Raw genomic sequence first — 24,585 nt, 5'->3', positions numbered from 1 at the left:
TTATGCGCAATGCTCAAGGCGGGAATGGTGTAAAGAGATGTCACGGCAGGCATTGACAGCCTGCCGCGAGGACAATCAGTTTTTCTCTGGGGGGAAAACGAGGTTCAGCACGATAGCGGTGATACCGCCAGCGGCGATGCCGGAAGAGAGCAGGTTTTTCACCCAGTCCGGGGCAAACTGCAGGATCAGCGGCTGCTGAGAAACGCCCAGACCCACGGCCAGCGACAGGGCAATAATCATGATCGCGCGGCGGTTCAGTGGCTCGCGGGAGACGATTCGCACACCCGAGGCCGCGATAGTACCGAACATCACCAGCGTTGCTCCGCCCAGAACCGGCTCAGGGATGTGCTGCACAAAACCACTCACGGCCGGGAACAGGCCAAGGACAATCAGCATCAGCGCCACCACAAACCCGACATAACGGCTGGCCACGCCGGTCAGCTGGATCACGCCGTTGTTCTGCCCGAAGCAGGAGTTCGGGAATGTATTAAACACGGCAGAGACAAAGGAGTTCAGACCGTTTGCCAGCACGCCGCCTTTCAGACGCTTCATGTACAGCGGGCCGGACACCGGCTGCTCGGAGACGTCGGAGGTGGCGGTGATATCGCCGATGGTCTCCAGGGAAGTGATCATAAAGACCAGCATCAGCGGCAGCAGCAGACCCCAGTCAATGCCCAGGCCGTAGTACAGTGGCGTTGGAACGGTAATCAGCGCGCTGTTGGTCGGCGCGGTGTTTTCCGGCAACATGCCCAGCGCCCACGCCAGCAGGTAACCGGCCGCCATGGCGATCACCAGCGAGGCCACGCGCAGGTACGGGTTACGCTGACGGTTGAGCAGAATAATGATGGCCAGCACCACGCCAGCCAGCAGCAGGTTTTTTGGTGCGCCAAAGGTGTGGTCGCTCATTGCGGCATAGCCCCCGCCGATGGAGGTCAGCCCCACCTGGATCAGCGACAGACCGATAATCATCACCACCACGCCCGAGACCAGCGGGGTGATCACGCGGCGAGCCAGATGCAGAACACGGGAGATCACCATCTCCGTGCAGCTGGCCAGCATCAGCGTGCCGAACAGCGCCGCCATCATGGTCGGGACATCCGCCCCGCCGGTTTTTAACGCCGTACCACCCATGATCAGCGGTGCCACAAAGTTAAAACTGGTACCCTGAATCGACAGCAAACCAGACCCCACCGGACCCCAGGCTTTAATTTGAATAATTGAGGCCACGCCGGAGGCAAAGAGGGACATGCTGATGATGTGCTGCGTATCCTGAGCCGGTAAACCCAGCGCCTGACAGATCAACAGCGCCGGGGTGATCACCGCAACAAACATGGCCAGAAGATGCTGGCAGGCAGCGAAGAGCGTCTGCGGAAGCGGTGGGCGGTCTTCAAGACGGTAAATCAGTTCGCTATTTTGCTTCTGCGCAATCGGTTGCGCATCAGGAGACTCTATGCTGTTAACGGACATCGACGGTAATCCCACGGTGGAAAAGCGGGCATTTTATCTGACCACCTGGTAAAAGCAAACGATTGCCAGCAAAAAAAACAGAGAAAATCTGCCGGTATGAGCAGGTTTTCTACAACGTGGAGGAAAAAAAAATTACACTTTTCGCGCCGGTGGCTCATGACGAGCATAAGCCGGCCCAGGATAACGCCGCGTGTGTATGGAACACGCGCATAACAGGAGCCTCTTATGATTCATCTCGATACGTTGTCGACCCTTGTTGCCGCAACGCTGGTTCTTCTGCTTGGTCGCAAGCTGGTACACAGTGTTTCCTTTCTGAAAAAGTACACCATTCCTGAACCTGTTGCCGGTGGGTTGCTGGTGGCGCTGGCCCTGCTGGTGTTGAAAAAAAGCATGGGCTGGGAAATCGATTTCGATATGTCCCTCAAAGATCCGCTGATGCTGGCCTTCTTTGCCACTATCGGCCTGAACGCCAACCTGGCGAGTCTGCGCTCGGGCGGTAAGGTGCTGGGCGTGTTTCTGATTGTCGTGGTTGGTCTGCTGCTGATGCAAAACGCCATCGGCATCGGTATGGCGTCTCTGCTGGGGCTGGATCCGCTGATGGGTCTGCTGGCTGGCTCCATCACTCTGTCCGGCGGGCACGGTACCGGGGCGGCGTGGAGTAAGCTGTTTATCGAGCGCTATGGCTTTGAAAACGCAACGGAAGTGGCGATGGCCTGCGCGACCTTTGGTCTGGTGCTTGGCGGTCTGATTGGCGGCCCGGTAGCGCGCTACCTGGTGAAGCACTCCACCACGCCAGACGGCAGACCGGACGATGAACTGGTCCCCACCGCGTTCGAAAAGCCGGACGTTGGCCGCACCATCACCTCGCTGGTGATGATTGAAACCATCGCCATGATCGCCATCTGTCTGACGCTGGGTAAAGTGGTTGCGCAATGGCTGGCGGGCACGGCCTTTGAACTGCCGACCTTTGTTTGTGTGCTGTTTATCGGGGTGATCCTGAGCAATGGTCTGGCCCTGATGGGCTTCTATCGCGTGTTTGAACGTGCGGTCTCGGTGCTGGGTAACGTCTGCCTGTCGCTGTTCCTGGCGATGGCCCTGATGAGCCTTAAACTGTGGGAACTGGCGTCGCTGGCGCTGCCGATGGTAGCCATTCTGGCGGTGCAGGCGCTGTTTATGGCGCTCTATGCCATGTTTGTTACCTGGCGCATGATGGGCAAAAACTACGATGCCGCGGTGCTGGCGGCGGGGCACTGTGGGTTTGGTCTGGGTGCCACGCCAACGGCAATCGCCAATATGCAGGCAATCACCGAACGTTTCGGGCCTTCGCACATGGCGTTTCTGGTGGTACCGATGGTTGGGGCATTCTTTATTGATATCGTCAACGCGCTGGTGATCAAGCTGTACCTGATGCTGCCGATGTTCGCCTGAGATCAGGCGTTGGAGTAGCGCTCAGTTTCCGGCATCCAGCGCTCAATTAACGCTGCCGCCTGTTCGGGGTAGCGTTCATGAATATGGCGGGCAAGGCGCTGAACTTCAGGGATCATGGCCTGATCCCGCAGCAAATCTGCCACTTTGAATTCAGCGTTCCCGGTCTGACGTGTGCCCAGGAGCTCGCCCGGGCCACGGATCTCCAGGTCTTTTTGCGCAATGACGAATCCGTCGTTGCTGTCACGCAGTACCTGCAAACGCATCTGCGCGGTTTTTGAGAGCGGGGCTTTGTAGAGCAGAACGCAATGTGAGGCCACCGCACCACGGCCCACGCGGCCACGCAACTGGTGTAACTGCGCAAGCCCCAGACGTTCCGGGTTTTCGATGATCATCAGGCTGGAGTTTGGCACATCCACGCCCACTTCAATCACCGTTGTGGCGACCAGCAAATGCAGCTCACCCTGTTTGAAGGATTGCATGACGGCCTGTTTTTCTGCGGGCTTCATGCGCCCGTGCACCAGGCCCACCTTCAGTTCCGGTAGCGCCAGCTTCAGCTCTTCCCACGTTGCTTCTGCGGCCTGCGCTTCAAGCAGGTCAGACTCCTCAATCAGCGTGCAGACCCAGTACGCCTGACGCCCTTCATGGATGCAGGCGTTGCGCACGCGATCGATGATGTCGCTGCGGCGGGTATCCGGGATGGCCACCGTCGTGACCGGCGTACGGCCCGGCGGCAGTTCGTCAATGGTGGAGGTGTCCAGATCGGCGTAGGCGGTCATCGCCAGGGTTCGCGGAATAGGCGTGGCGGTCATGATCAGCTGGTGCGGATGGAAGCCCTGCTGCAGCCCCTTCTCCCACAGCGCCAGGCGCTGATGCACGCCAAAGCGGTGCTGTTCATCGATGATCACCAGCGCGAGGCCGTTAAACTGCACCTGCTCCTGGAAGATGGCATGGGTGCCGACAATCATCTGCACCTCACCGCGAGCGATGGCGTCCTGTTGCGCAAGACGCGCTTTGCCCTTTTGTTTTCCGGCAAGCCAGCCCACCTCAATGCCCAGCGGGGCGAACCAGGCGCGGAAGTTATTCGCGTGCTGCTCCGCCAGCAGTTCCGTCGGCGCCATCAGCGCCACCTGCTTGCCGTGGGCAATGGCGCGCAGGGCTGCCAGGGCAGCAACCAGCGTTTTACCAGAGCCTACATCGCCCTGCACCAGGCGCATCATGGGCACATCAAGCGCCATATCGCGTTCGATCTCGGCGGTGACGCGCGCCTGGGCACCGGTAGGTTTAAACGGCAGGGAGGCCAGCAGCTTATCCTTGAGCTCATCACGCGGACTTAAGGGCTGGGCATGAAAACGCTGCGCACCGGCGCGCAGCGCCAGCATGCTCAGGTTATGCGCCAGTAATTCCTCAAGGATAAGACGCCGTTGGGCAGGGTGCTTGCCGCTTTCTAAATCGCTGAGCTGCAGCGTGGGCGGCGGGCGATGCAGCGTACGCAGCGCTTCCGGCAGGCTCATCATTCCCTGCGCCAGCTCAGGCGGCAGCAGTTCGGTGATGGCGCAGGTATCGAGTAACTCCAGGGCCTGGTCGGTGAGCTTACGCAGCGTCGCCTGTTTGATACCTTCCGTTGTCGGGTAGACCGGGGTGAGCGTCTCCTGCAGCTCCGGCGTGCTGAGATCGCCCTGCACGCGGTACTCCGGGTGGATCATCTCTGCGCCATATTTCCCGCGTTTGGCTTCGCCATACGCCAGCACCCGGCGGCCCGTCGCAAGGCTGTTTTTCATCGCCGCGTTGAAGTTGAAAAAGCGCATGGTGAGAATGCCGGTGCCGTCGCTGATTTGACAGGTCATCATCCGGCGGCCGCCAAAGGTGATGTTGCAGTTCAGCACCTCGCCCTCAACGGTGGCGTAAATCGCGGGCAGCAGATCGCCAATCTTATAAAGTTGCGTGCGGTCTTCATAACGCAGGGGGAGGTGAAGCAGGAGATCCTGCACGGTGTGCAGGCCAATTTTGCCCAGTTTACTGCTTTGCGCCGCGCCCACGCCCGTCAGGCTATTGAGCGGGATGGCATCCAGCAGGCGGCCTTTCATCGGTTACCCTGCGTACTGCATGGTGGCCCACCACCCGGCATCGGCTTCAATTTCGCCCTGCGCGTTGACGTGAGGGTAGGGCAATTTTTTCTGCTTCGCAACACGAGCCAGCACCGGATAACCGCCTTCAAACAGCAGGCGCTGCTGTTCGTCTTCCGGCAGCATGCTGTTGCTGCGCTCGTACATCCCGGCGTTCTGACGCTGGCGTTGGGCTTCATACAGAATGAGCGCGGAAGCCACAGAGACATTCAGGGACTGCACCATGCCGATCATGGGGATGATGATGTCCTGATCCGCCAGATCCAGCGCTTCCTGAGTGATCCCGGTTTTCTCCTGACCCATCAAAATACAGGTCGGGCGGGTGTAGTCGATCTCGCGGAAATCGACCGCTTTGGCAGACAGGTTGGTGGCAAGAATCTGCATACCGCGACCTTTCAGGTGCGATACGGCTTCGCCGATGGTCTGATGGGTTTTGACGGACACCCAGCTGTTACTGCCTGCGGCTGTCGACGCCATGGTGCGCATGCGGGCACCGGGCCAGACGGCGTGCACTTCATGCACGCCGACGGCGTCTGCGGTACGGACAATGGCAGAGACGTTATGAGGTTTATGGACCTGCTCCATGCAGACCGTCAGATCAGGCTGACGCCTGGCGAGCATTTCGCAGATACGTGCATAACGTTGTGCATTCATAAAACTAGTTTCGGTTTCGGGTGACTTTAATAACGTCCGGCATGACGCGGATCTTGCGCATAATATTTGCCAGATGCACGCGGTCGCGGGCGGTCAGACGAATAAAGGCGCTGTATACGCGGCCATCTTTTTCTTCCGTATTCAGGCTCTGAATGTTGGAAGAGGCCGTGTTGATCGCTGCCGTCAGGTTCGCCAGGGCACCCTGGTGGTTGAACATATCCACCTTAATTTCGGTGATAAATTCCTGCGCCGTCTCTTTATCCCACTCGACCGCCATAAACTTCTCCGCCTCTTTTTGATAGCCGCGGATGTTACGACAAGATTCATGGTGGATAACCAGCCCTTTGCCCGGGCTGACGTGCGCAATAATCGGATCGCCAGGAATTGGACGGCAACACTTCGCAAAGGTGATAAGCACCCCGTCCGCGCCTTTGATCGGCAGATGCGCGTGGCCGGATGCGCCAGGTGCGGAAGGTATTGCTTCGCCCTGCTGCAGATTTTTGGCCACCACGACGCTCATGGCGTTACCCAGCCCAATTTCCGCCAGCAGATCGTCCAGAGAGGTGAGCTTCATCCGGTCGAGTTCACGCTGGATATGTTCTGGTGGGATCTCTGCCAGCTTACGGCTGCCACCCAACGCATGGTTGAGCAGACGACGCCCAAGGCTGACGGAGTCATCACGCTTGAGGTTTTTCAGCAGCTGACGGATTTTGGCGCGCGCTTTGGAGCTCACAACAAAGTTCAGCCAGGCCGCGTTTGGACGTGCGCCCGGTGCGGTGATGATTTCGACTGTCTGGCCGCTGGCGAGCGGTTGAGACAGCGGATAAGGCTGTCTGTCTACGCGTGCGCCTACGCAGGCGTGGCCGATATCGGTATGCACGGCATACGCGAAGTCGACCGGGGTCGCGCCCGCAGGCAGTTCGACAATACGCCCTTCAGGCGTGAAAACGTAAATCTCATCCGGGAAGAGATCGGATTTTACGCTCTCGATAAATTCAAACGAGCTCCCCGCACTCTGCTGCAGCTCGAGCAGGCTCTGCATCCAGCGCTGGGCGCGGATTTGTGCCGTAGTGCTGCTTTCACCACCGTGCTCTTTATAGGCCCAGTGTGCGGCGACACCCATCTCCGCCATCTGGTCCATGTCTTCGGTGCGGATCTGCACTTCAACAGGGACGCCGTGCGGGCCGATCATCGAGGTATGCAAAGATTGATAGCCGTTCGCTTTTGGAATGGCGATGTAATCTTTCATGCGCCCAGGACGCGGCTTGTAGAGGCTGTGCATCTGCCCCAGAACGCGATAGCAGGTATCGGCATCGTGGACGATCACGCGGAACGCGTAGATATCCATGATCGAGTGAAAACGCTGCTCTTTGAGCACCATTTTGCAGTAAATAGAATACAGGTGTTTTTCGCGACCGCTCACGCGGCAGGGAATGCCCGCTTCCTGTAAACGTCCTTCAATTTCCGAGAGGATCTTTTGAATCATCTCTTTACGGTTACCGCGGGCGGCTTTCACCACCTCTTTAATGACGCGATAGCGGTTCGGGTACAACGCTTCAAAACCCAGCTCTTCCAGCTCGGTTTTAATGTGATGGATACCTAAACGGTGCGCCAGCGGACTGTAGATTTCGAGGGTTTCACGGGCAATGCGGCGACGTTTGTCCGGGCGGAGTGAGCCCAGCGTGCGCATGTTGTGGGTTCGGTCAGCGAGTTTGATGAGAATGACGCGGATATCCTGCACCATCGCCATAATCATCTTGCGAAAGTTTTCGGCTTGCGCCTCTTTCTTGTCGCGGAAGTTCAGTTTATCAAGCTTGGACACCCCTTCCACCAGTTCGGCAACGCTTTTACCAAACAGCTGTTCCATATCCTGGTAAGTGGCAGGGGTATCTTCGATCACGTCGTGCAGCAGAGCGGCCATCAGCGTTTCATAGTCGAGTTTCATCTCGGCCAGAATGCAGGCCACCGCTACCGGGTGCGTGATATAGGGTTCACCGCTTGAACGTGTCTGGCCCTCGTGAGCGTCACGTGCAACGAGATAAGCCTGCTGAAGACGCTTAATCTGGTCTTCAGGCAGGTAGGTTTGAATCAGTTGATTCAGGCTTTCAAACAGATACAAGGGCGACCCGCAGGTTTAATTAACGACGACCTTCAGCAATGGCGGTTACGGCCTGCAGTTCTGCGGCTTCCTGCTCTTGCTGCTCCTGGCGCTCACGTACGTCGAGGATCTGGTTGTTGATCAGACCTTCTTCGATTTCGCGAAGTGCAATTACGGTGGTTTTATCGTTTTCTTCCGGTACCAGCGGATCTTTTCCGCCTACCTGCATCTGACGAGCGCGACGCGCGGCGACCAGCACCAGGTCAAAACGGTTACCAATTTTCTCTACAGCGTCCTGAACAGTTACGCGTGCCATACTTAAAATGCTCCACAGGTGAAGAAATGACTGGGCATAATACTGAAAGTGGGTTCAGTCTGCCAACAGTTTGGTGATTAATGCGTCATGTCGCTGCTTCTGGCGGCTCATACGCAGACGTTCTGCGCGAAGGATGGTTTTGAGATCGCTCAGTGCGGCATCAAAATCATCATTCACAATAAGGTAATCATATTCGGCGTAATGGCTCATTTCTGCAACTGCCTGTTCCATACGCTTTGCAATGACCTCTTCGCTGTCCTGACCGCGGCCACGCAGGCGGCGATCCAGCTCATCTTTCGACGGCGGTAAAATAAAGATACTGCGCGAATCAGGCATTTTCTTGCGAATTTGCTGTGCGCCCTGCCAGTCGATATCCAGGAACACATTCACGCCGGTTGCCAGAACCTGCTCAATGGTTTCACGCGAAGTACCGTAGTAGTTCCCGAAAACTTCTGCGTGTTCAAGAAACGCATCTCGGCCAATCATCGCTTTAAATTCGTCGTGATCGACAAAGAAATAGTGTTCACCGTGCACTTCACCCGGACGCGGTTTACGCGTGGTGTGTGAAACAGAAACCTGAGTATCATACAACGGTTGGGTTTTTAACAGTGCCTGAATAAGGCTGGATTTACCCGCGCCACTAGGGGCAGAAACAATATAAAGCGTGCCTTGAGCCATGAGAGTCTTTTGTATGTGTTAACGAAGAAGTCCTACATACGGGCTTATTATACACGTCGCCGCTGTGTGACGTAGCCTTTGTCACACTTTTTCCCCTGGATTATTGCATTTTGCGTGTCGTTTTCAGGTTTTACCTGTGTTTTGCAGCAACATAAATTCACTCTGGATAGCGCCTCGCAAAGCGCAATGTTGCCATTAGCGTAGTTTTCGTCGCCGGGTTATACCTCCAGCAACGTAAAGGAGGGGTAGCAATGTGGCGATGGATAAGCGGCTTCATGCTGTTGTGGTGTGGTTCTGCGGCGGCGGTGTGCCCGGTGTGGTCTCAGGCGAGGGCGGAGAAAGAGATTGCGACGTTAAGTGCGCAAATCAAACGCTGGGATGACGCCTACTGGCAGCAGGGTATCAGCGAAGTGAACGATGAAGTGTATGACCAGCTCAACGGGCGGTTAAAACAGTGGCAGCACTGTTTTGGGTATGCCTCACCTGACGCAGCACTTCCCGCCCTGACGGGACGTATCAAACACCCTGTCGCCCATACAGGGGTTCATAAGGTGAGCAGTAAAGAAGAGCTTGTCCAGTGGATGCATGCCCGGCGCAATCTCTGGATGCAACCCAAAGTTGACGGCGTAGCGGTAACGCTGGTGTATCGGGGTGGAACATTGGCTCAGGCCATTAGCCGTGGCGATGGGCTAAAAGGTGAAGACTGGACATCGCAGGTGCGTTTAATACCGTCGGTGCCACAACACCTTTCCGGCGCGCTGGCGAACAGCGTGTTACAGGGGGAGCTTTTTTGGCAGCGTGAAAATCACATTCAGCAGCAGATGGGCGGAATGAATGCACGCGCAAAAGTCGCAGGTGCGATGATGCGCCAGCAGGATAACGCGTTTTTGAGAGAGGTTGGGGTATTCATCTGGGCCTGGCCAGACGGGCCAAAAGAGATGAAAACCGCACTGGCGGAACTGTCTGACGCGGGTTTTACCCTGACAGCGCGCTATACCTTGCCCGTAGAGCATATTGAGGCCGTCGAAAAGCAGCGCTCAGCGTGGCACACCGCAGCATTACCCTTTGCCACGGACGGCATTGTGGTTCGCTTGGCGGATGAACTGCCGGGTGAAAACTGGCTGCCTGGAGAGGGCAGTTGGGTTGTTGCCTGGAAATATCCCCCTGTCGCGCAGGTTGCTGAAGTACGGGATATTCACTTCACTGTGGGCCGAACGGGGAAAATTGCCGTTGTGGCGGGGCTGGAGCCAGTACGGCTGGATGATAAACAGGTGCAGCGGGTTAGCCTGGGATCCGTTGGCCGCTGGCAAAGGCTGGATATCGCGCCGGGCGATCAGATCCAGGTAAGCCTGGCCGGGCAGGGGATCCCCCGATTCGACAAAGTCGTCTGGCGAGGGACCGACCGGCAAAAACCAGAACCTCCAGTCCCGCAGTACCATTCTCTCAGCTGTTTTTACGCTTCACCGGAATGTATGGAGCAGTTCTTTGCCCGGCTGACGTGGCTCAGTTCTAAGCAGGGGCTGGATATTGCCGGTTTAGGCGAGTCAGGCTGGCGGTCGCTCTGGCAGGCACATCGCTTTGAACATATTTTCTCATGGCTGTTGTTAACCCAGGCGCAGCTGCAAACCACGCCGGGGTTTTCGGCTGCACGCGGACTGGCGCTCTGGCATCAGTTTAATCTGGTGCGCGAGCGTCCTTTTATTCGTTGGATCATGGCGATGGGTGTTCCGCTGGCTCAGGCGACCCTGAAAGCCGCCGGAGAGCTATCATGGCAGATCATGCACCAGCGTAGCGCTATGGACTGGCAGACCTTGCCGGGGACCGGAGAAGAGAAAGCGCGGCAAATCGTTAACTGGCTCCACGCGCCGGAGGTGGATGTGCTGGCAAAGTGGCTGGCTGAACAGCACATCAAGGGATTCTGAAATTAGTGAGCGCTGTGTTTGTAGTGAAACACCGGCAGGCCGAGCTTCAGTCGCAACGCCAGCATGCGGGCCGTAAAGCCGAACAGCAGCGTGGAGATGACCACCACATCATGGTTCGAAACATAATGCTGCAGGGCAATATAGAGCACCGCTGCGGCGAAGGAGATGCCGGCATACAGCTCTTTTTGAAAGACCAGAGGAATACGTTTGCAGAACATATCGCGCAGCACGCCTCCAAACACCCCGGTCACCACGGCGGCAATGGTGGCGATAACTGGCCCTTCACCCATATCGAGCGCGATTTGTGCGCCAATGATAGAAAAGACAATCAGCCCGAGCGCATCAAGCACCAGAAACAGGCGACGCAGATGGGTCATAACGGGCGCGACAATGGTGGTTACTACGGCGGCGGTCGCCACAATAATCACGTACTCGGGGTTTTTCACCCAGCCCAGCGGGTAATGGCCCAGCAAAATATCGCGCACGGAACCTCCGCCCAGCGCGGTCGCTGTGGCAATAATGATCACGCCGAAGGTATCCATTCGGCGACGACCGGCTGCAAGCGCACCAGTCATGGCTTCTGCAGTGATGCCAATGAGATAAAGAGTGTGAAGCAGCATATAACCTCCGGTGTGAAGCCGGGAAGGTTAACGTTTTGTGCGCACGATCACGATTGAGATTTTCTAAGGCGAACAGTTTCAGATTAGTAAAAGTAATGATAAGTAAATCACTTCTTCTTCATAAATAGGTAAATAAAAGAGAGGGTTTAGTCAATTACCAGTTGCTCGTTTTTTATATGTGAAATATAATCATAAAAAAACAAATGGTGATTTTAAATGGAGATATTATTTCAATTAGCTATTTTTTACATTTTGCTTGCTCTTGCAAGCGATTGGTTTTTTAAAGAAACATCAAGTCCTTTAACGTTTAGACAATTAAGAAAATTTAACTTTCAATCATTTTTTATTGCTCAAGCTAAAATGTTTTTTAGCTTTCTAAAACTTAGTGAAGATAGCTTGTCTCGGCAACCGGTGTTTTGGCTTGGGACTATTTTACCTCTTCTTGCAGCTTCTGTAATCGAATTTAAGATTTTGCAGGTAAACGAAATTGAATTATCGATTCAAAACATTAATGTCATTTTTGAATTTAGTAAGATACCGCTTTATATATCAGCACTGACACCCACACTTGGTGTATTTATATCAAACATTCACCGAACAATTCAGACAAAAAAACAAATAGAGACGGCAGAAAAGAAAAATATATCAGACGGTTATTACGCACATCTGAAATATATCACGGATTGCTTTAATAATTTAGCTCTTGCTGAGAAATCGAATTCTAAGATTAAAGTTCTTCAGGAAAATCCTTTTATTATACTTAGGCCTAATAGTTTATACAAAGCTATTTTTATAGAGTCAAGTATTAATGGCGGTTTTAAAGACAAAGTTTCTGACAAATTCATCAAAAATGTCACAATGAAACTTAGACGTTTCAACAAAAAAATTGTTTTAAATGAGCTTGAATATACCAATATACTGAATGAACGAAAAATAAAGGATATTCATAAAATAATTACTGAGTGTAATACTGGAATTAATGAGATTTTAAATTGTTTTTATGCAACCTGTAAGAAAAGCTCATTAATTGAGGCGGAGTACGTCAATGAAAATAATGTAAAAAGAATGAATATTGATTTGACGATGCTTGAAATAGGTTGGGGTAAACGCAGAATATACGACTTCATTATATACCTTTTTGACGTCATAGATTTAAAAGTGTCTTCTCATCCTGAGCTTAAAAAAGAAATTAATGAGTTTTTTGAGCTTATTAAATTAAGTAGCTCAGTAAGAAAAAGTTATTTAGCAGCTCAAGCAGCTCAAGCAGCTCAAGCAGCTCAAGCAGCCCAAGGAAAAAAGAAATAGAAAAGGGCATAGGATTGATTACATTTCCTATGCCAAATAACTTAACTACTCGATATTCTGGATCTGCTCGCGCATCTGCTCAATCAGTACCTTGAGCTCAATGGCGGAATTCGTCACGTCGGCATTGATTGATTTAGACGCCAGGGTATTCGACTCGCGGTTGAACTCCTGCATCATAAAGTCGAGACGACGGCCAACGGCTTCTTTCTTCTTCAGAATGTTGTAGGTCTCTTTAACGTGTGCTTCCAGACGGTCCAGCTCTTCGGCCACGTCAACGCGCTGCGCCATCAGCACCAGCTCTTGTTCCAGACGGTTATTTTCCAGCTGAACTTCCGCTTCTTCCAGTTTGGCAACCAGACGCTCGCGCTGCCACTGCAGCACTTCCGGCATATGGGTACGTACTTTTGCCACTTCGGCGCTGACGCCTTCAAGGCGCTGTTCAATCATCGCTTTCAGCGCCTGGCCTTCGGTTTCGCGAGCAACGATAAAGTCATCGAGCGTGCTGTCGAGGGCGGCAAGGATTTCAGCGGCAATTGCATCCAGATCCTGCTCTCCGGCAGCCATAACGCCAGGCCAGCGCAGAATATCAACCGGATTAATTTCGCCTTCGTCGCTTTGCATTTTGACCCAGTTCGCCGCATTGACGAGCTGTTTTGCCAGTTTTTCGTTGAGGATCAGTTCGCCCTGCGCGCTGGCATCCGGCTCAAAACGCAGGTTACATTCCACTTTGCCGCGCGTCAGACGCGTACGGATACGCTCACGCACCACAGGCTCAAGGCTGCGGAACTGCTCCGGCATACGGAAATAGGTTTCCAGATAGCGCTGGTTTACCGAACGCATTTCCCAGGTAGCGCTACCCCAGCTACCCTTGATTTCACGCCGGGCGTAGGCGGTCATACTGCGGATCATAGATATTCCCGTTTTTAAAGGAGAGATGGGGGGATTATAGCTTTCAGGGGCTTCTCAGGATAGGAATAAGCGTCCTTTATCCGTATAATGCGCAGCCACATTCGTTTCAAGCCGGAGAATTCATCATGCGTCCAGCAGGTCGTAGCGCCAATCAGGTGCGTCCCGTCACCCTGACCCGTAACTATACAAAACACGCAGAAGGCTCCGTTCTGGTTGAGTTTGGTGACACCAAAGTGCTGTGCACGGCTTCCATTGAAGAAGGCGTTCCGCGTTTCCTGAAAGGTCAGGGCCAGGGCTGGATCACGGCTGAATACGGCATGCTGCCGCGTGCAACGCATACCCGTAATGCCCGTGAAGCGGCAAAAGGTAAGCAGGGCGGCCGTACCATGGAAATTCAGCGCCTCATCGCGCGTGCGCTGCGCGCCGCTGTTGATCTGAAAACGCTGGGCGAATTCACCATTACCCTGGACTGCGACGTCATTCAGGCTGACGGTGGCACGCGTACCGCATCGATTACCGGTGCCTGTGTGGCGCTGGCGGATGCCCTGAATAAACTGGTTGCGGCCGGTAAGCTGAAAACAAACCCAATGAAAGGGATGGTTGCCGCGGTGTCCGTCGGTATCGTTAACGGTGAAGCGCTTTGCGATCTGGAATACGTAGAAGACTCCGCTGCCGAAACTGACATGAACGTGGTGATGACCGAAGACGGACGTATCATTGAGGTGCAGGGCACCGCAGAAGGCGAACCGTTTACCCACGAAGAACTTCTCACCTTGCTGGCTCTGGCCCGAGGGGGAATTGAATCTATTGTAACGACGCAGAAAGCGGCGTTAGAAAATTGATTTTAAAGGCGACCAATGAGTCGCCTTTTTTTGCCTGTAAGACAGAAAAGACAAAGGAGCGAATCCATGAAACCGTATCAGCGCCAGTTTATTGAGTTTGCGCTTAACAAGCAGGTCCTCAAGTTTGGCGAGTTTACGCTGAAATCCGGGCGCAAGAGTCCCTATTTCTTCAATGCCGGGCTGTTCAATACCGGGCGCGATCTGGCGCTGTTAGGCCGTTTCTATGCCGAAGCGCTGGTGGATTCAGGGATTGATTTCGACCTGCTGTTTGGCCCGGCCTATAAGGGCATTCCGATTGCGACCACCACCGCGGTTGCGCTGGCAGAACACCATGACCGCGACGTGCCGTACTGCTTTAACCGTAAAGAGGCCAAAACCCACGGTGAAGGCGGCAACCTGGTCGGCAGCCCACTGCAGGGGCGCGTGATGCTGGTGGACGACGTCATCACCGCGGGTACCGCCATTCGCGAATCCATGGAGATTATCCAGGCCAACGGCGCGACGCTGGCTGGCGTGTTGATTTCTCTGGACCGTCAGGAACGGGGTCGTGGTGAAATCTCGGCCATTCAGGAAGTTGAACGTGATTACAGCTGCAAAGTGACGTCAATCATCAACCTGAAAGACCTGATTGCGTATCTGGAAGAGAAGCCAGAGATGGCGGATCATCTGGCTGCGGTGCGGGCATATCGCGAAGAGTTTGGCGTGTAACGGAATCGCCCGGTGGCGCGTCGCTTGCCGGGCCTGCGCAATTCGTAGGCCGGATAAGGCGAAGCCGCCATCCGGCAACGACGTTACTGCAACTGCGCCGCCACTAACGGCCAACGGGCGTCGAAATCGTCCGTTGGGCTGTATTTGAACTCACTGCGTACAAAACGGGAGAGCATGCCTTCGCAAAACGCCAGGATCTGGCTTGCCAGCAGCGTTTCATCCGTGCTGTAACCTTCGCCTTCACGCATTTTTTTCTCACGCAGTACCTGGCGCAGCTGCGCTTCAATACGCTCGAAAAGCTGGTTAATGCGACCCTGCAGTCTGTCCTGCTCAAACATCAGCGCATGGCCAGTCAGAATACGGGTCAGGCCCGGGTTACGTTCTCCAAATCCCAGAATCAACTGCACAATCAGACGCAGACGCGCAGTGGTGTCTTTTTCGTCTTTCAGAATCAAGTTGATACGCGTGATCAGACTGTCTTCGATAAACTCGATCAGGCTGTCGAACATCCGGGTTTTGCTCGGGAAATGACGGTACAGCGCCGCTTCAGACACGCCTACAGAGGCGGCCAGTTTTGCGGTGGTGATGCGTTGACTGCCATCGCTGGATTCAAGCATCAGAGCCAGAGATTGAAGTATTTCTTCGCGACGGTTCCTTTTCGCGGTTTGTTTTTCTGCCATGTTGCAAAATACCCCTGAAAATAAGCACTTGTCAGGCGGGCATCCACACAGCGACCGCAAACTGGCGTTTGCGGTTTGTTATGACATTATGGCGCTGTGAGATGCGTGTCTGTCGGGCGGTTATTTGCGCCCGGAATGGCCGAAGCCGCCTTCGCCACGGTCGGTGGCATCAAAGTCCGCCACCAGGTTAAATTCTGCCTGCACCACAGGTACAAAGACCATCTGCGCGATACGCTCGCCCGGTTCAATGGTGAAGCTGTCCTGACTTCGGTTCCAGACGGAGACCATCAGCTGGCCCTGGTAGTCAGAGTCGATCAGGCCGACCAGGTTACCCAGCACGACACCATGCTTATGACCCAGGCCTGAACGTGGCAGGATCACCGCCGCCAGTGAAGGGTCAGCAATGTGAATCGCCAGGCCCGTTGGGATCAGGGTGGTCGCACCCGGAGCCAGTTCTACGGCGTCATCGAGACAGGCGCGTAGGTCAAGACCGGCAGAGCCGGAGGTGGCATAGGTTGGCAGCGGGAATTGCTCGCCAACACGCGGGTCCAGAATCTTAACGTCGATTTTTTTCATCATAACGGGTAACGATCTCGTCCAGTAATTGTTGGCCCAGGAGTTCCTTGCGCTCAAGCGGTAAGATTTTATCTCCATCCTGCCAGAAAAGGTGCAGTGCGTTGCTGTCGCTGTTAAATCCTTGCGTGGCCAGCGATACGTCATTCGCGCAAATCAAATCGAGGTTTTTGCGGGTACGTTTTTGCCGGGCATATTCTTCCACATTATTTGTTTCTGCGGCAAACCCAACAACGTAAGGACGATGGGTTTTCAGCGCGGCGACGCCAGCAACGATATCCGGGTTTTTCACCATTTTTAGTGTTAATTCATCGCCTTGCTTTTTGATTTTGGCATCGGAAATGGTCTCTGCGCGGTAGTCCGCGACGGCAGCACAACCGATAAAAATCTGCTGGTTTTGCGCACGGGCCTGTACCGCGGCCTCCATTTCCAGCGCGGTGGTGACATCAATACGCTGCACAAAAGGCGGCGTAGGTAACGAGACCGGGCCACTGACCAGCGTGACGTTCGCGCCGCGTTTCGCCGCTGCGGCCGCAATCGCAAAGCCCATTTTACCGGAGCTGTGGTTGGTAATGTAACGTACCGGATCCAGCGGCTCGCGCGTTGGGCCGGCTGTAATCATGATGTTGAGATGTTGCAGGTCGTTGACAGGCGAAAAATGGGCCGCGGCCATATCGACAATAGTCAATGGATCAAGCATACGGCCTGGGCCGACATCGCCACAGGCCTGGCTCCCGCTGTCCGGCCCCCAGATCAGCAGGCCGCGCGAAGCCAGCGTCTGTAGATTATGCTGGGTCGCGGCATTGCGATACATCTGCTGATTCATGGCCGGCACAACGGCAACAGGGGCGGGCGTGGCCAGACAAATGGTCGAAACCAGATCGTTCGCCATCCCGGCGGCAACGCGGGCAATTAAATCGGCCGTGGCGGGGGCAAGGATAACCAGGTCTGCCCATTTCCCAAGCTCAATATGGCCCATCGCGGCTTCTGCGGCAGGGTCAAGCAGGCTGTCAGATACCGGGTATCCTGAAACGGCCTGCAGGCTCAGAGGAGTGATAAAGGCTTTTCCGCCTTCGGTTATCGCGACCCGTACGTCGGCCCCGCGCTCGCGCAGACGGCGCACCAGTTCCGGCGTTTTATAGGCTGCAATGCCGCCGCTAACGCCAAGAACGATTTTTTTACCGGCCAGGCTCATCATGATTCTTTCCTGTTGGGTTTCACCAGAGAGCGGGCATTTTATCACAATCCCAAAAACGGGGTGATCTTGTCCTTCGGTCACTTTGCGAGGCGTTACGCAAGAACGAGACGCGAGAGTCAGGTACCTGAGTAGCCTATGGCAAGATGGGCAAAAAACAGGGAGAAAAAGCATGGAAGACGAGGATGAACTGCTCTTACCGCGCGAAAAATTGCTGCGCTATGGCGTCACTTTGCTAAAAGATGAGGAACTGCTGGCGCTTTTTTTGCGCACCGGTACGCCGGGCAAAACGGTCTTTACGCTGGCAAAAGATCTGATAGGCCATTTTGGCTCACTCTACGGTTTGATGACGGCGGAACTGGCGGAGTTTGCGCGTGTGGAGGGTATCGGTGTGGCGAAATATGCCCAGCTTAAAGGGATTGCCGAACTGGCCCGCCGTTTTCAGTGTGTTCGTATGCAGGAGGAGGACCCGATACTGACTCCTGCGATGACGCGCGAGTTTCTGCAAAGTCAGTTAACCGATATTGAACGCGAGATCTTTATGGTGATCTTTCTCGACAACCGGAACCGGGTGCTCAAGCATAGCCACCTTTTCTCGGGCACGCTAAGCCATGTTGAGGTTCATCCGCGTGAAATTGTGCGCGAAGCAATAAAATTGAATGCAGCCGGCGTGATACTCGCGCATAATCACCCTTCTGGCTGTGCAGAACCAAGCAGAGCTGACAAAGAGATCACCGACCGCATTGTCAAATGCTGTCAATTCATGGACATTCGTGTGCTGGACCATCTGATAATTGGCCGCGGAGAGTACCTTTCTTTTGCAGAACATGGCTGGATTTAGGCTATTTCTCGCGATCCATCGGGATCTTTGTCTGTTCGGGACTTGAGCACACCGCCGAGTCAGCGTATACTACGCCACCTTTGAGAATCTCGGGTTTGGCATTTGGGCCTGGCAATCGAGAGTTCAATAGAACTATGCGATGACCGGGCTGTAAAGCCTGACGAGGCGCCGATACCCCATACGAAGCTCGAGCTAATTTGATTTTTGGAGAATAGACATGTCCCGAGTCTGCCAAGTTACTGGCAAGCGTCCGGTGACCGGTAACAACCGTTCCCACGCACTGAACGCGACTAAACGCCGTTTCCTGCCGAACCTGCACTCTCACCGTTTCTGGGTTGAGAGCGAGAAGCGTTTTGTCACCCTGCGCGTATCTGCTAAAGGTATGCGTGTAATTGATAAGAAAGGCATCGATACAGTTCTGTCCGAACTGCGTGCCCGTGGCGAAAAGTACTAAGTACTTAAAGAGGAAATAAATCATGGCTAAAGGTATTCGCGAGAAAATCAAGCTGGTTTCTTCTGCTGGTACAGGTCACTTCTACACCACCACGAAGAACAAACGTACTAAGCCGGAAAAACTGGAACTGAAAAAATTCGATCCAGTTGTACGCCAGCACGTAATGTACAAAGAAGCTAAAATCAAATAATTTTAGCCTCCTTGTATTGAAAAACCCCGCAACTGCGGGGTTTTTTGCATTCTGCATCTTACTACGGAGGAATCATGCCTGAATTACCTGAGGTGGAGACCAGCCGCCGCGGTATTGAGCCGCATCTGGTCGGCGCGACTATTCTTCATGCTACCGTGCGTAACGGTCGCCTCCGTTGGCCGGTTTCTGATGAGATCCATGCGTTAAGCGATAAACCGATCCTCAGCGTCCAGCGCCGCGCGAAATATCTGCTTCTGGAGCTGCCCGATGGCTGGATCATCATTCATCTTGGCATGTCCGGCAGCCTGCGGATCCTCACTGAAGAGCTGCCTGCGGAAAAGCATGACCATGTCGATCTGGTGATGAGTAACGGCAAAGTGTTGCGTTATACCGATCCCCGCCGCTTTGGCGCATGGTTGTGGACCAAAGAACTGGAAGGACATAGCGTACTGGCACATCTGGGGCCAGAGCCGCTTTCAGAAGCGTTTAACGCGGAATACCTGAAAGCGAAGTGTGCGAAAAAGAAAACCCCGATTAAACCCTGGCTGATGGATAACAAGCTGGTGGTCGGCGTGGGGAATATCTATGCCAGCGAATCGCTGTTTGCAGCCGGGATCCATCCCGATCGGTTGGCCTCTTCGCTGTCGGCGCAGGAGTGTGAGCTGCTGGTACGGGTGATTAAAGCGGTGCTGCTTCGCTCAATTGAGCAGGGGGGAACGACGCTGAAGGACTTCCTGCAAAGCGATGGTAAGCCAGGCTATTTTGCTCAGGAGCTGCAGGTGTATGGCCGCAAAGGCGAGCCGTGCAGAGTATGTGGAACGCCGATCATCGCAACAAAGCATGCCCAGCGCGCCACATTCTATTGCCGTCAGTGCCAGAAATAGCGCTACTTTAGCTTGTCCATCAACGCCTGGTGGACGTTAACCGGCAGGAAATGGGTAACGTCCCCGTGATGACGCGCCACCTCTTTCACCAGCGTGGAAGAGATGAACGACCACTCCTTGGATGGCATCAGAAATACGCTTTCCAGCTCCGGCATCAAATGACGATTCATATGCGCCAGCTGCATCTCATACTCGAAGTCTGCCACCGCGCGTAAGCCACGGATCAGAATCGTCGCCTGCTGGGCGCGGGCAAAGTTGGCCATCAGATCGCTGAAGCCCACCACTTCCACGTTCGGCAGGTGCGCAATGGCCTCGGTGGCAAGCGCGACGCGCTCGTTCAGGTCAAACATCGGTTTTTTACTGGGGCTGGCAGCAATCGCCAGAATCACCTTGTCGAACATGCACGACGCACGGGTGATGATATCAAGATGACCATTGGTGATCGGATCAAAGGTACCTGGATAAATCGCTTTTGTGCTCATGGCTCACGTTTTCTCTGAGTAGCCGCGGCTGAGCGCCCACAGCTCGGTGTATTTGTTGAAAGTATACTGGGCATTTACCACGGCCAGTAACCAGCCCTGTTTACCGTCCAGCACGCCGCCACGCAGCAGCAGCGTTTTCAGAAATGCCCCCAGCGTATGGGTGAAGATACCTGTCAGCGTGGCTTTCTTGCCGCGCTGATGGCGCTCCTGTGCCCAGGCGGTGGCATAGTTGAGCTGTTTACGCTGGAAGCTGGCGAAATCCCGGCAGGTCAGGTGCAAAAGATCGCCCGTCAGCGGGACGACTGGCGCACTGTCGCAGGCCAGGGATTCATGGACCAGATTATCATTGTACTGATACCGCTCGCGCTCGTAGAGGCGCGTGACCCGGTCGGGGTACCAGCCGCTGTGACGCATAAAACGGCCAAGGAAATAGTTACGACGCGCAATGCTGTAGACCGTGCCCGGCGTTGGTGCGGCGAGCACCGCCTGAATAGCCTGACGCAGCTCCGGCGTGATGCGCTCGTCTGTGTCGAGCATCAGTACATAATCACCGGTGGCATATCCCTGCGCACGCTGGCGCTGGATGCCATACCCTTGCCAGTCGGTGTTGGTATAGACTTTTGCACCCGCTGCGCGGGCAACGTCCGCCGTGTTGTCTTCACTGCCGGAGTCGAGCAGGATAATTTCGTCAGCCCAGGCAACGGAGGCCAGGCAATCCGGAAGCAGGTCGGCAGCGTTTTTGGCGATCAGAACGACCGACAGGCGCGTTGACATTAGTGGCTCCGCTGCGGCAGATAAGGTTGCAGAAGCTGCAGCAGACGGGTGAGGGCACCCTGGTTCTGATGCAGCACTTCGACGGCATGACGACCGTACCACAGGCGGTAATCTTCGTCGGTCAGCAGAGTCGAGACCTCTTTGACCACCGAATCCGCATCGGTCACGGTAATTAGCCCTTCCGCTTGCTGCAATTTCGCACAGATATCTTTGAAGTTGAAGGTATGTGGACCCATCAGCACGGGAATGGCATGGGCCGCTGGTTCCAGCGGGTTATGGCCACCACGCTCCACCAGGCTGCCGCCAACAAAGGCCAGATCAGCGATGCCATACAGCAGCATCAGCTCACCCATGGTATCGCCAATAACCACCTGCGTGCTGGTGGAGGGGATCTCACCGCTGCTGCGCAGGGTGAAGCTGAAGCCGCCTTTTTGCACCATTTCACGGGCGTCTTTAAAACGCTCGGGATGGCGAGGTACCAGAATCAGCAGCAAATCGGGGAATTTCTCCAGCAGCTTACGATGCGCCTGCAGGATAATCGCCTCTTCGCCATCATGGGTGCTGGTCGCAATCCAGACCTGGCGACGCGGTGCCCACTGGCGGCGCAGCGTGATAGCACGGGCGGCAAGTTCAGGCGTGACGGAGATATCGAATTTGAGGCTGCCTGTCACCGCCAGCTGGTTGCGTTTCAGGCCAAGCGAGATAAAGCGCGCTGCGTCTTCTTCGTTTTGCGCAGCAATCAGTGTGATTTTGCTGAGCAGGCGGCGCATAAATTTCCCCAGCTTGCCGTAGCCTTTTGCCGAACGTTCTGACAGACGCGCGTTAGCGATCACCAGTGGAATTTTACGGGCATGCAGAGCGGAAATCATATTCGGCCACAGCTCGGTTTCCATCACGATCACCAGTTTAGGGCGAACGGTTTCCAGAAAACGGTTCATGGCGCAGGGAAGGTCGTAGGGCAGATAGACGTGATGCACGTCTTTACCGAAGGCGGACATCACGCGCTCAGAGCCGGTCGGCGTCATGGTCGTGACGGTGATCGGTAGCGACGGATAACGGTGACGCAGGGCGCGAACCAGCGGGATCGCTGCCAGCGTTTCGCCAACAGAAACGGAATGCAGCAAAATACCGTCCGGGGCAACTTTATTGCGACAGAAGCCATAGCGTTCAGCCCAGCGTTTTCGGTACGCAGGCGCTTTACGGCTACGAAGCAGCAGTCTCAGCCACACCAGTGGCTGAATGATATAGAGCAGGGCGGTATACAACAATTCCAAGCGATTATCCGTCTTTTTAGTTTCGGCGGGCAAATTCTAAGCATTTGGGCCAGGTAAAGCTATCTCTTATGCCACATAGCGCTTCAAACGGAAGTAACGACGGCCCAGTCGCCAGCGCAATCGGGGACTTTTTGCATTTTTCCAGATGAGTTTCCAGATCCCTTTATCGAAAAACTCTTTGATAATAAATGCCTTTTTCTGCTCATCTTTCATGTTGTCGAAAGTATGAATGATGCCCAGCCCTTCTTTGGCAATTTGCCAGTGGCAAGCAGGGATCCCTTTCACTTTATCGGGGTAGCGCTGATTAATGGCATCGAGCATCTGCAGGATTTTCATGTAGTGACGCGCCGAGCGAATGAGCGTGTCGTCATTGTCCGGCATATGAGACACCGACGCAGAGTGAATGTAGTAGTCGTAGTAACGTTCACTGGTGTACTGCACCCGCTCCGCCGCCAGCAGTACTTCTGTGGTCCACGGAATATCCTGATGGCGCAACCCCGGTTCAAAGTGAAAACCGTGCTCGCGAATAAAGTCATGACGATAGATGTTCAGCCAGGTCACGTGCAGGAACTTACGGGAGTCGAGCGCCATTTTGAGCCATGCAGGGCCGGACATGACGCCCGTTGATGCCAGTTTGTCTTCAGGGAAAATAGGGCGTGAAGGCTTCTTATTATTTTCCCAGACGTAGTTGCCGTTACAGGTAGCGACATCAAGACGTTGCGTAACAGCCATATCAAGCAGGTGCTGATACATGCCGGGTTTAAAGACATCATCAATATCAGGGAAAGAAAGATATTGGCCCGTCGCGACGGCCAGACCGGTATTACGCGCGATGGATACGCCCTGATTTTGCTGCTCAATAACCTGCATCTGCGGCAGCTTTTCGCGCCAGTTTTCGACGATCTGCATCGAACGGTCCGTGGAGCCGTCATTGACGATGATGACTTCCATACTGTCGATGCGTTGATCCACAAGGCAGGTAAAGAACTGATCCAGGAACGCTTCACCGTTATAAACGGCTACCACCACGCTTAATAATGGCGCTGAATTTTGCATAAGAAACCTGATTATTTTTGATTGTCGACCAAAGCAATATATTGCTGGCAAATGGCCTTGATACCGAACGATGCAATGGTTGCGCGATCAACGACCGGTGGAGAGGTATAAATATCCGCCAGCGTTTTTGCCAGAGACTCGTCATTCATCTCTGCCAGACCGCGGGATAAGTCTCCCTTGAGGATTTCGGCGGGGCCACCTGGACAATGTGTACTGACGGGTGGCGTCTGGCAGATAATGGATTCAACCAGCACATTACCAAAACCTTCGCAGTCAGAACTTAACACTAAAAGGCGTGCCCCTTTAATCCAGGGATAAGGATTAGGTTCGAACGGACGGAAAACCGTTTTGTCTTCAATGCCCAGTTCGCGGGCAAGCTGCTTAAGCTTTTGAATTTTAGCCTCAGAGCCATTGCCCATCATGACCAGCGTGGTATTGAGCTGACTCAGCGCGAACGCCCGTAGCAGGCGATCGTGGCGCTTGTGTTCATGGAAGCGGCCGACGTGAATGATGTAATCCTTTCCCTGCATCTCAAAGGGGGCGTCCGCCAGACGCTGGATTTCAGGAATATCAAAAGGATTATGGATTACCGCCGTGCGTCGGAGATTCAGGGCCAGCGTTTCTGAAAGATCTTTCAACACGGCGCCTGAGACGGCGACCACGTTGCGGTTTTCGTAGGTATGGCGAATCTTAGTGTGTTTAAACCAGCGTGAAAGCCCACGGCGATGACGAAGGTAGGAGAATGAGAACATGCCATGCACGCAGAACCAGACTTTATCGCGCTCCAGGGCGCGGCAGTGCGCCACGATGCGGTCAGTTTTGTGCAGATGCGAGAACACCACATCAAATTTGCCGCTGCGCTCCGCCCGCTCGATAGCCTGATCCAGCAGCCTGGCGCGGCGTGGGATCTCCGTTAGCTTCCGCCACGGTTTTTTGCAGGTATCCTGAACGACCTGATAATCGATGCCTTCCGGAATGGCGTAGTCGCACACTTTCCGCAGCGAGAAGAGAGAGACCTGATGCCCCATCTCTGTTAATCCGCTGGAGAGTGTAAGAACCGTTTTTTCAGCTCCTCCACCGGGTAAACCATCAATAATCATTAGGATGCGCAT

The 24,585-nt window shown here is 54.4% G+C and carries 25 protein-coding genes; 9 read left to right on the top strand and 16 right to left on the bottom strand.

Annotated elements, in window-relative coordinates; translation table 11 throughout:
* Window positions 1-75 precede the first annotated feature (75 nt).
* On the bottom strand, window positions 76-1,467 hold the full coding sequence (gene xanP / locus PUZ33_RS06775; protein WP_014830139.1) for a xanthine/proton symporter XanP: 1,392 nt from the start codon (window positions 1,465-1,467) through the stop codon (window positions 76-78).
* A 225-nt stretch (window positions 1,468-1,692) separates the two neighbouring features.
* Between xanP and gltS the strand changes: the two genes are divergently transcribed.
* Window positions 1,693-2,895: a sodium/glutamate symporter gene (gene gltS, locus PUZ33_RS06770; RefSeq protein ID WP_013094878.1), complete on the top strand. Its 1,203-nt coding sequence runs from the start codon at window positions 1,693-1,695 to the stop codon at window positions 2,893-2,895.
* Window positions 2,896-2,897: 2 nt separating this feature from the next.
* Here the strand turns inward: gltS and recG are convergent, their stop codons facing one another.
* From recG to gmk, 5 genes are read right to left on the bottom strand one after another with little or no spacing between them, the layout of a single operon-like run.
* Window positions 2,898-4,979: an ATP-dependent DNA helicase RecG gene (recG, locus tag PUZ33_RS06765; protein ID WP_058681606.1), complete on the bottom strand. Its 2,082-nt coding sequence runs from the start codon at window positions 4,977-4,979 to the stop codon at window positions 2,898-2,900.
* A gap of 3 nt (window positions 4,980-4,982) precedes the next feature.
* Entirely contained in the window at window positions 4,983-5,672 is a 690-nt protein-coding gene (gene trmH, locus PUZ33_RS06760) for a tRNA (guanosine(18)-2'-O)-methyltransferase TrmH (RefSeq protein WP_020686483.1), read from the bottom strand.
* Window positions 5,673-5,676: 4 nt separating this feature from the next.
* Window positions 5,677-7,791 carry a bifunctional GTP diphosphokinase/guanosine-3',5'-bis pyrophosphate 3'-pyrophosphohydrolase gene (gene spoT / locus PUZ33_RS06755; RefSeq protein WP_013094882.1) on the bottom strand — a complete coding sequence of 705 codons (2,115 nt, stop codon included), beginning with the start codon at window positions 7,789-7,791 and terminating at the stop codon, window positions 5,677-5,679.
* A gap of 19 nt (window positions 7,792-7,810) precedes the next feature.
* Window positions 7,811-8,086: a DNA-directed RNA polymerase subunit omega gene (gene rpoZ, locus PUZ33_RS06750; protein ID WP_000135058.1), complete on the bottom strand. Its 276-nt coding sequence runs from the start codon at window positions 8,084-8,086 to the stop codon at window positions 7,811-7,813.
* Between the two features lie 54 nt (window positions 8,087-8,140).
* The gene (gene gmk, locus PUZ33_RS06745; protein WP_013094883.1) at window positions 8,141-8,764 is read right to left on the bottom strand and encodes a guanylate kinase; all 624 of its coding nucleotides are present in this window, start codon (window positions 8,762-8,764) and stop codon (window positions 8,141-8,143) included.
* 251 nt (window positions 8,765-9,015) lie between these two features.
* Between gmk and ligB the strand changes: the two genes are divergently transcribed.
* Window positions 9,016-10,686: an NAD-dependent DNA ligase LigB gene (gene ligB, locus PUZ33_RS06740; protein WP_058681607.1), complete on the top strand. Its 1,671-nt coding sequence runs from the start codon at window positions 9,016-9,018 to the stop codon at window positions 10,684-10,686.
* 2 nt (window positions 10,687-10,688) lie between these two features.
* Here the strand turns inward: ligB and PUZ33_RS06735 are convergent, their stop codons facing one another.
* On the bottom strand, window positions 10,689-11,306 hold the full coding sequence (locus PUZ33_RS06735) for a trimeric intracellular cation channel family protein (RefSeq protein ID WP_013094886.1): 618 nt from the start codon (window positions 11,304-11,306) through the stop codon (window positions 10,689-10,691).
* 216 nt (window positions 11,307-11,522) lie between these two features.
* Here PUZ33_RS06735 and PUZ33_RS06730 point away from each other — a divergent pair, with 216 nt between their 5' ends.
* Window positions 11,523-12,611 carry a hypothetical protein gene (locus PUZ33_RS06730; protein ID WP_058681608.1) on the top strand — a complete coding sequence of 363 codons (1,089 nt, stop codon included), beginning with the start codon at window positions 11,523-11,525 and terminating at the stop codon, window positions 12,609-12,611.
* A 45-nt stretch (window positions 12,612-12,656) separates the two neighbouring features.
* Here the strand turns inward: PUZ33_RS06730 and PUZ33_RS06725 are convergent, their stop codons facing one another.
* Window positions 12,657-13,520, bottom strand: a complete 864-nt coding sequence (locus PUZ33_RS06725; RefSeq protein ID WP_013094887.1) for a YicC/YloC family endoribonuclease — start codon at window positions 13,518-13,520, stop codon at window positions 12,657-12,659.
* Window positions 13,521-13,645: 125 nt separating this feature from the next.
* On the opposite strand from PUZ33_RS06725, the gene rph reads away from it, so the two are divergent.
* Complete coding sequence (gene rph, locus PUZ33_RS06720; protein ID WP_013094888.1) at window positions 13,646-14,362, top strand: ribonuclease PH; 717 nt, start codon at window positions 13,646-13,648, stop codon at window positions 14,360-14,362.
* Between the two features lie 66 nt (window positions 14,363-14,428).
* Window positions 14,429-15,070 (top strand): orotate phosphoribosyltransferase, encoded by a 642-nt coding sequence (gene pyrE / locus PUZ33_RS06715; RefSeq protein WP_013094889.1) that lies wholly within the window; start codon window positions 14,429-14,431, stop codon window positions 15,068-15,070.
* A gap of 83 nt (window positions 15,071-15,153) precedes the next feature.
* On the opposite strand, the gene slmA is transcribed toward pyrE, so the two are convergent.
* The 3 genes from slmA to coaBC form a co-directional block, all read right to left on the bottom strand.
* Window positions 15,154-15,750: a nucleoid occlusion factor SlmA gene (gene slmA, locus PUZ33_RS06710; RefSeq protein WP_013094890.1), complete on the bottom strand. Its 597-nt coding sequence runs from the start codon at window positions 15,748-15,750 to the stop codon at window positions 15,154-15,156.
* 120 nt (window positions 15,751-15,870) lie between these two features.
* The gene (gene dut, locus PUZ33_RS06705) at window positions 15,871-16,329 is read right to left on the bottom strand and encodes a dUTP diphosphatase (RefSeq protein ID WP_058681609.1); all 459 of its coding nucleotides are present in this window, start codon (window positions 16,327-16,329) and stop codon (window positions 15,871-15,873) included.
* Window positions 16,307-17,518 carry a bifunctional phosphopantothenoylcysteine decarboxylase/phosphopantothenate--cysteine ligase CoaBC gene (gene coaBC, locus PUZ33_RS06700; protein ID WP_105826592.1) on the bottom strand — a complete coding sequence of 404 codons (1,212 nt, stop codon included), beginning with the start codon at window positions 17,516-17,518 and terminating at the stop codon, window positions 16,307-16,309. Before coaBC ends, dut begins: the two co-directional genes overlap by 23 nt.
* A gap of 172 nt (window positions 17,519-17,690) precedes the next feature.
* Between coaBC and radC the strand changes: the two genes are divergently transcribed.
* The 4 genes from radC to mutM all read left to right on the top strand — a co-directional run bounded on the left by radC (window position 17,691) and on the right by mutM (window position 19,887).
* Window positions 17,691-18,359 carry a RadC family protein gene (radC, locus tag PUZ33_RS06695; RefSeq protein WP_058681610.1) on the top strand — a complete coding sequence of 223 codons (669 nt, stop codon included), beginning with the start codon at window positions 17,691-17,693 and terminating at the stop codon, window positions 18,357-18,359.
* Window positions 18,360-18,576: 217 nt separating this feature from the next.
* Entirely contained in the window at window positions 18,577-18,813 is a 237-nt protein-coding gene (rpmB, locus tag PUZ33_RS06690) for a 50S ribosomal protein L28 (protein ID WP_002436699.1), read from the top strand.
* A 22-nt stretch (window positions 18,814-18,835) separates the two neighbouring features.
* Window positions 18,836-19,003, top strand: a complete 168-nt coding sequence (gene rpmG, locus PUZ33_RS06685) for a 50S ribosomal protein L33 (RefSeq protein ID WP_013094893.1) — start codon at window positions 18,836-18,838, stop codon at window positions 19,001-19,003.
* 74 nt (window positions 19,004-19,077) lie between these two features.
* Window positions 19,078-19,887 (top strand): bifunctional DNA-formamidopyrimidine glycosylase/DNA-(apurinic or apyrimidinic site) lyase, encoded by an 810-nt coding sequence (gene mutM / locus PUZ33_RS06680; protein ID WP_013094894.1) that lies wholly within the window; start codon window positions 19,078-19,080, stop codon window positions 19,885-19,887.
* 2 nt (window positions 19,888-19,889) lie between these two features.
* Here mutM and coaD read toward each other — a convergent pair whose 3' ends face one another.
* The 5 genes from coaD to PUZ33_RS06655 form a co-directional block, all read right to left on the bottom strand.
* Entirely contained in the window at window positions 19,890-20,369 is a 480-nt protein-coding gene (gene coaD, locus PUZ33_RS06675) for a pantetheine-phosphate adenylyltransferase (protein WP_020686494.1), read from the bottom strand.
* Window positions 20,370-20,372: 3 nt separating this feature from the next.
* A complete protein-coding gene (locus PUZ33_RS06670) occupies window positions 20,373-21,143 on the bottom strand; it encodes a glycosyltransferase family 2 protein (protein ID WP_014830152.1) in 771 nt (256 codons plus the stop codon).
* Window positions 21,143-22,417 carry a lipid IV(A) 3-deoxy-D-manno-octulosonic acid transferase gene (waaA, locus tag PUZ33_RS06665; RefSeq protein ID WP_013094897.1) on the bottom strand — a complete coding sequence of 425 codons (1,275 nt, stop codon included), beginning with the start codon at window positions 22,415-22,417 and terminating at the stop codon, window positions 21,143-21,145. Before waaA ends, PUZ33_RS06670 begins: the two co-directional genes overlap by 1 nt.
* A gap of 66 nt (window positions 22,418-22,483) precedes the next feature.
* A complete protein-coding gene (locus PUZ33_RS06660; protein ID WP_013094898.1) occupies window positions 22,484-23,473 on the bottom strand; it encodes a glycosyltransferase in 990 nt (329 codons plus the stop codon).
* Between the two features lie 11 nt (window positions 23,474-23,484).
* Entirely contained in the window at window positions 23,485-24,585 is a 1,101-nt protein-coding gene (locus PUZ33_RS06655; RefSeq protein ID WP_029881896.1) for a glycosyltransferase, read from the bottom strand.

Source organism: Enterobacter cloacae complex sp. 2022EL-00981, assembly GCF_028737495.1.
In the GTDB taxonomy this organism is placed as follows: Bacteria; Pseudomonadota; Gammaproteobacteria; order Enterobacterales; family Enterobacteriaceae; genus Enterobacter; species Enterobacter cloacae.
The sequence above is the reverse complement of the archived record's forward strand: the minus strand, read 5'-3'. Positions and strand labels throughout refer to the sequence as shown.

Bases quoted from the DNA above. Each gene is read 5' to 3' on its own strand.
- gltS (WP_013094878.1), top strand. From the start codon at position 1,693: ATGATTCATCTCGATACGTTGTCGACCCTTGTTGCCGCAACGCTGGTT.
- slmA (WP_013094890.1), bottom strand. From the start codon at position 15,750: ATGGCAGAAAAACAAACCGCGAAAAGGAACCGTCGCGAAGAAATACTT.
- PUZ33_RS06735 (WP_013094886.1), bottom strand. From the start codon at position 11,306: ATGCTGCTTCACACTCTTTATCTCATTGGCATCACTGCAGAAGCCATG.
- rpmG (WP_013094893.1), top strand. From the start codon at position 18,836: ATGGCTAAAGGTATTCGCGAGAAAATCAAGCTGGTTTCTTCTGCTGGT.
- recG (WP_058681606.1), bottom strand. From the start codon at position 4,979: ATGAAAGGCCGCCTGCTGGATGCCATCCCGCTCAATAGCCTGACGGGC.
- radC (WP_058681610.1), top strand. From the start codon at position 17,691: ATGGAAGACGAGGATGAACTGCTCTTACCGCGCGAAAAATTGCTGCGC.
- rph (WP_013094888.1), top strand. From the start codon at position 13,646: ATGCGTCCAGCAGGTCGTAGCGCCAATCAGGTGCGTCCCGTCACCCTG.
- PUZ33_RS06725 (WP_013094887.1), bottom strand. From the start codon at position 13,520: ATGATCCGCAGTATGACCGCCTACGCCCGGCGTGAAATCAAGGGTAGC.
- ligB (WP_058681607.1), top strand. From the start codon at position 9,016: ATGTGGCGATGGATAAGCGGCTTCATGCTGTTGTGGTGTGGTTCTGCG.
- PUZ33_RS06730 (WP_058681608.1), top strand. From the start codon at position 11,523: ATGGAGATATTATTTCAATTAGCTATTTTTTACATTTTGCTTGCTCTT.
- coaBC (WP_105826592.1), bottom strand. From the start codon at position 17,518: ATGAGCCTGGCCGGTAAAAAAATCGTTCTTGGCGTTAGCGGCGGCATT.
- pyrE (WP_013094889.1), top strand. From the start codon at position 14,429: ATGAAACCGTATCAGCGCCAGTTTATTGAGTTTGCGCTTAACAAGCAG.
- PUZ33_RS06660 (WP_013094898.1), bottom strand. From the start codon at position 23,473: ATGCAAAATTCAGCGCCATTATTAAGCGTGGTGGTAGCCGTTTATAAC.
- rpmB (WP_002436699.1), top strand. From the start codon at position 18,577: ATGTCCCGAGTCTGCCAAGTTACTGGCAAGCGTCCGGTGACCGGTAAC.
- mutM (WP_013094894.1), top strand. From the start codon at position 19,078: ATGCCTGAATTACCTGAGGTGGAGACCAGCCGCCGCGGTATTGAGCCG.
- coaD (WP_020686494.1), bottom strand. From the start codon at position 20,369: ATGAGCACAAAAGCGATTTATCCAGGTACCTTTGATCCGATCACCAAT.
- rpoZ (WP_000135058.1), bottom strand. From the start codon at position 8,086: ATGGCACGCGTAACTGTTCAGGACGCTGTAGAGAAAATTGGTAACCGT.
- gmk (WP_013094883.1), bottom strand. From the start codon at position 8,764: ATGGCTCAAGGCACGCTTTATATTGTTTCTGCCCCTAGTGGCGCGGGT.
- dut (WP_058681609.1), bottom strand. From the start codon at position 16,329: ATGATGAAAAAAATCGACGTTAAGATTCTGGACCCGCGTGTTGGCGAG.
- trmH (WP_020686483.1), bottom strand. From the start codon at position 5,672: ATGAATGCACAACGTTATGCACGTATCTGCGAAATGCTCGCCAGGCGT.
- PUZ33_RS06655 (WP_029881896.1), bottom strand. From the start codon at position 24,585: ATGCGCATCCTAATGATTATTGATGGTTTACCCGGTGGAGGAGCTGAA.
- PUZ33_RS06670 (WP_014830152.1), bottom strand. From the start codon at position 21,143: ATGTCAACGCGCCTGTCGGTCGTTCTGATCGCCAAAAACGCTGCCGAC.
- xanP (WP_014830139.1), bottom strand. From the start codon at position 1,467: ATGTCCGTTAACAGCATAGAGTCTCCTGATGCGCAACCGATTGCGCAG.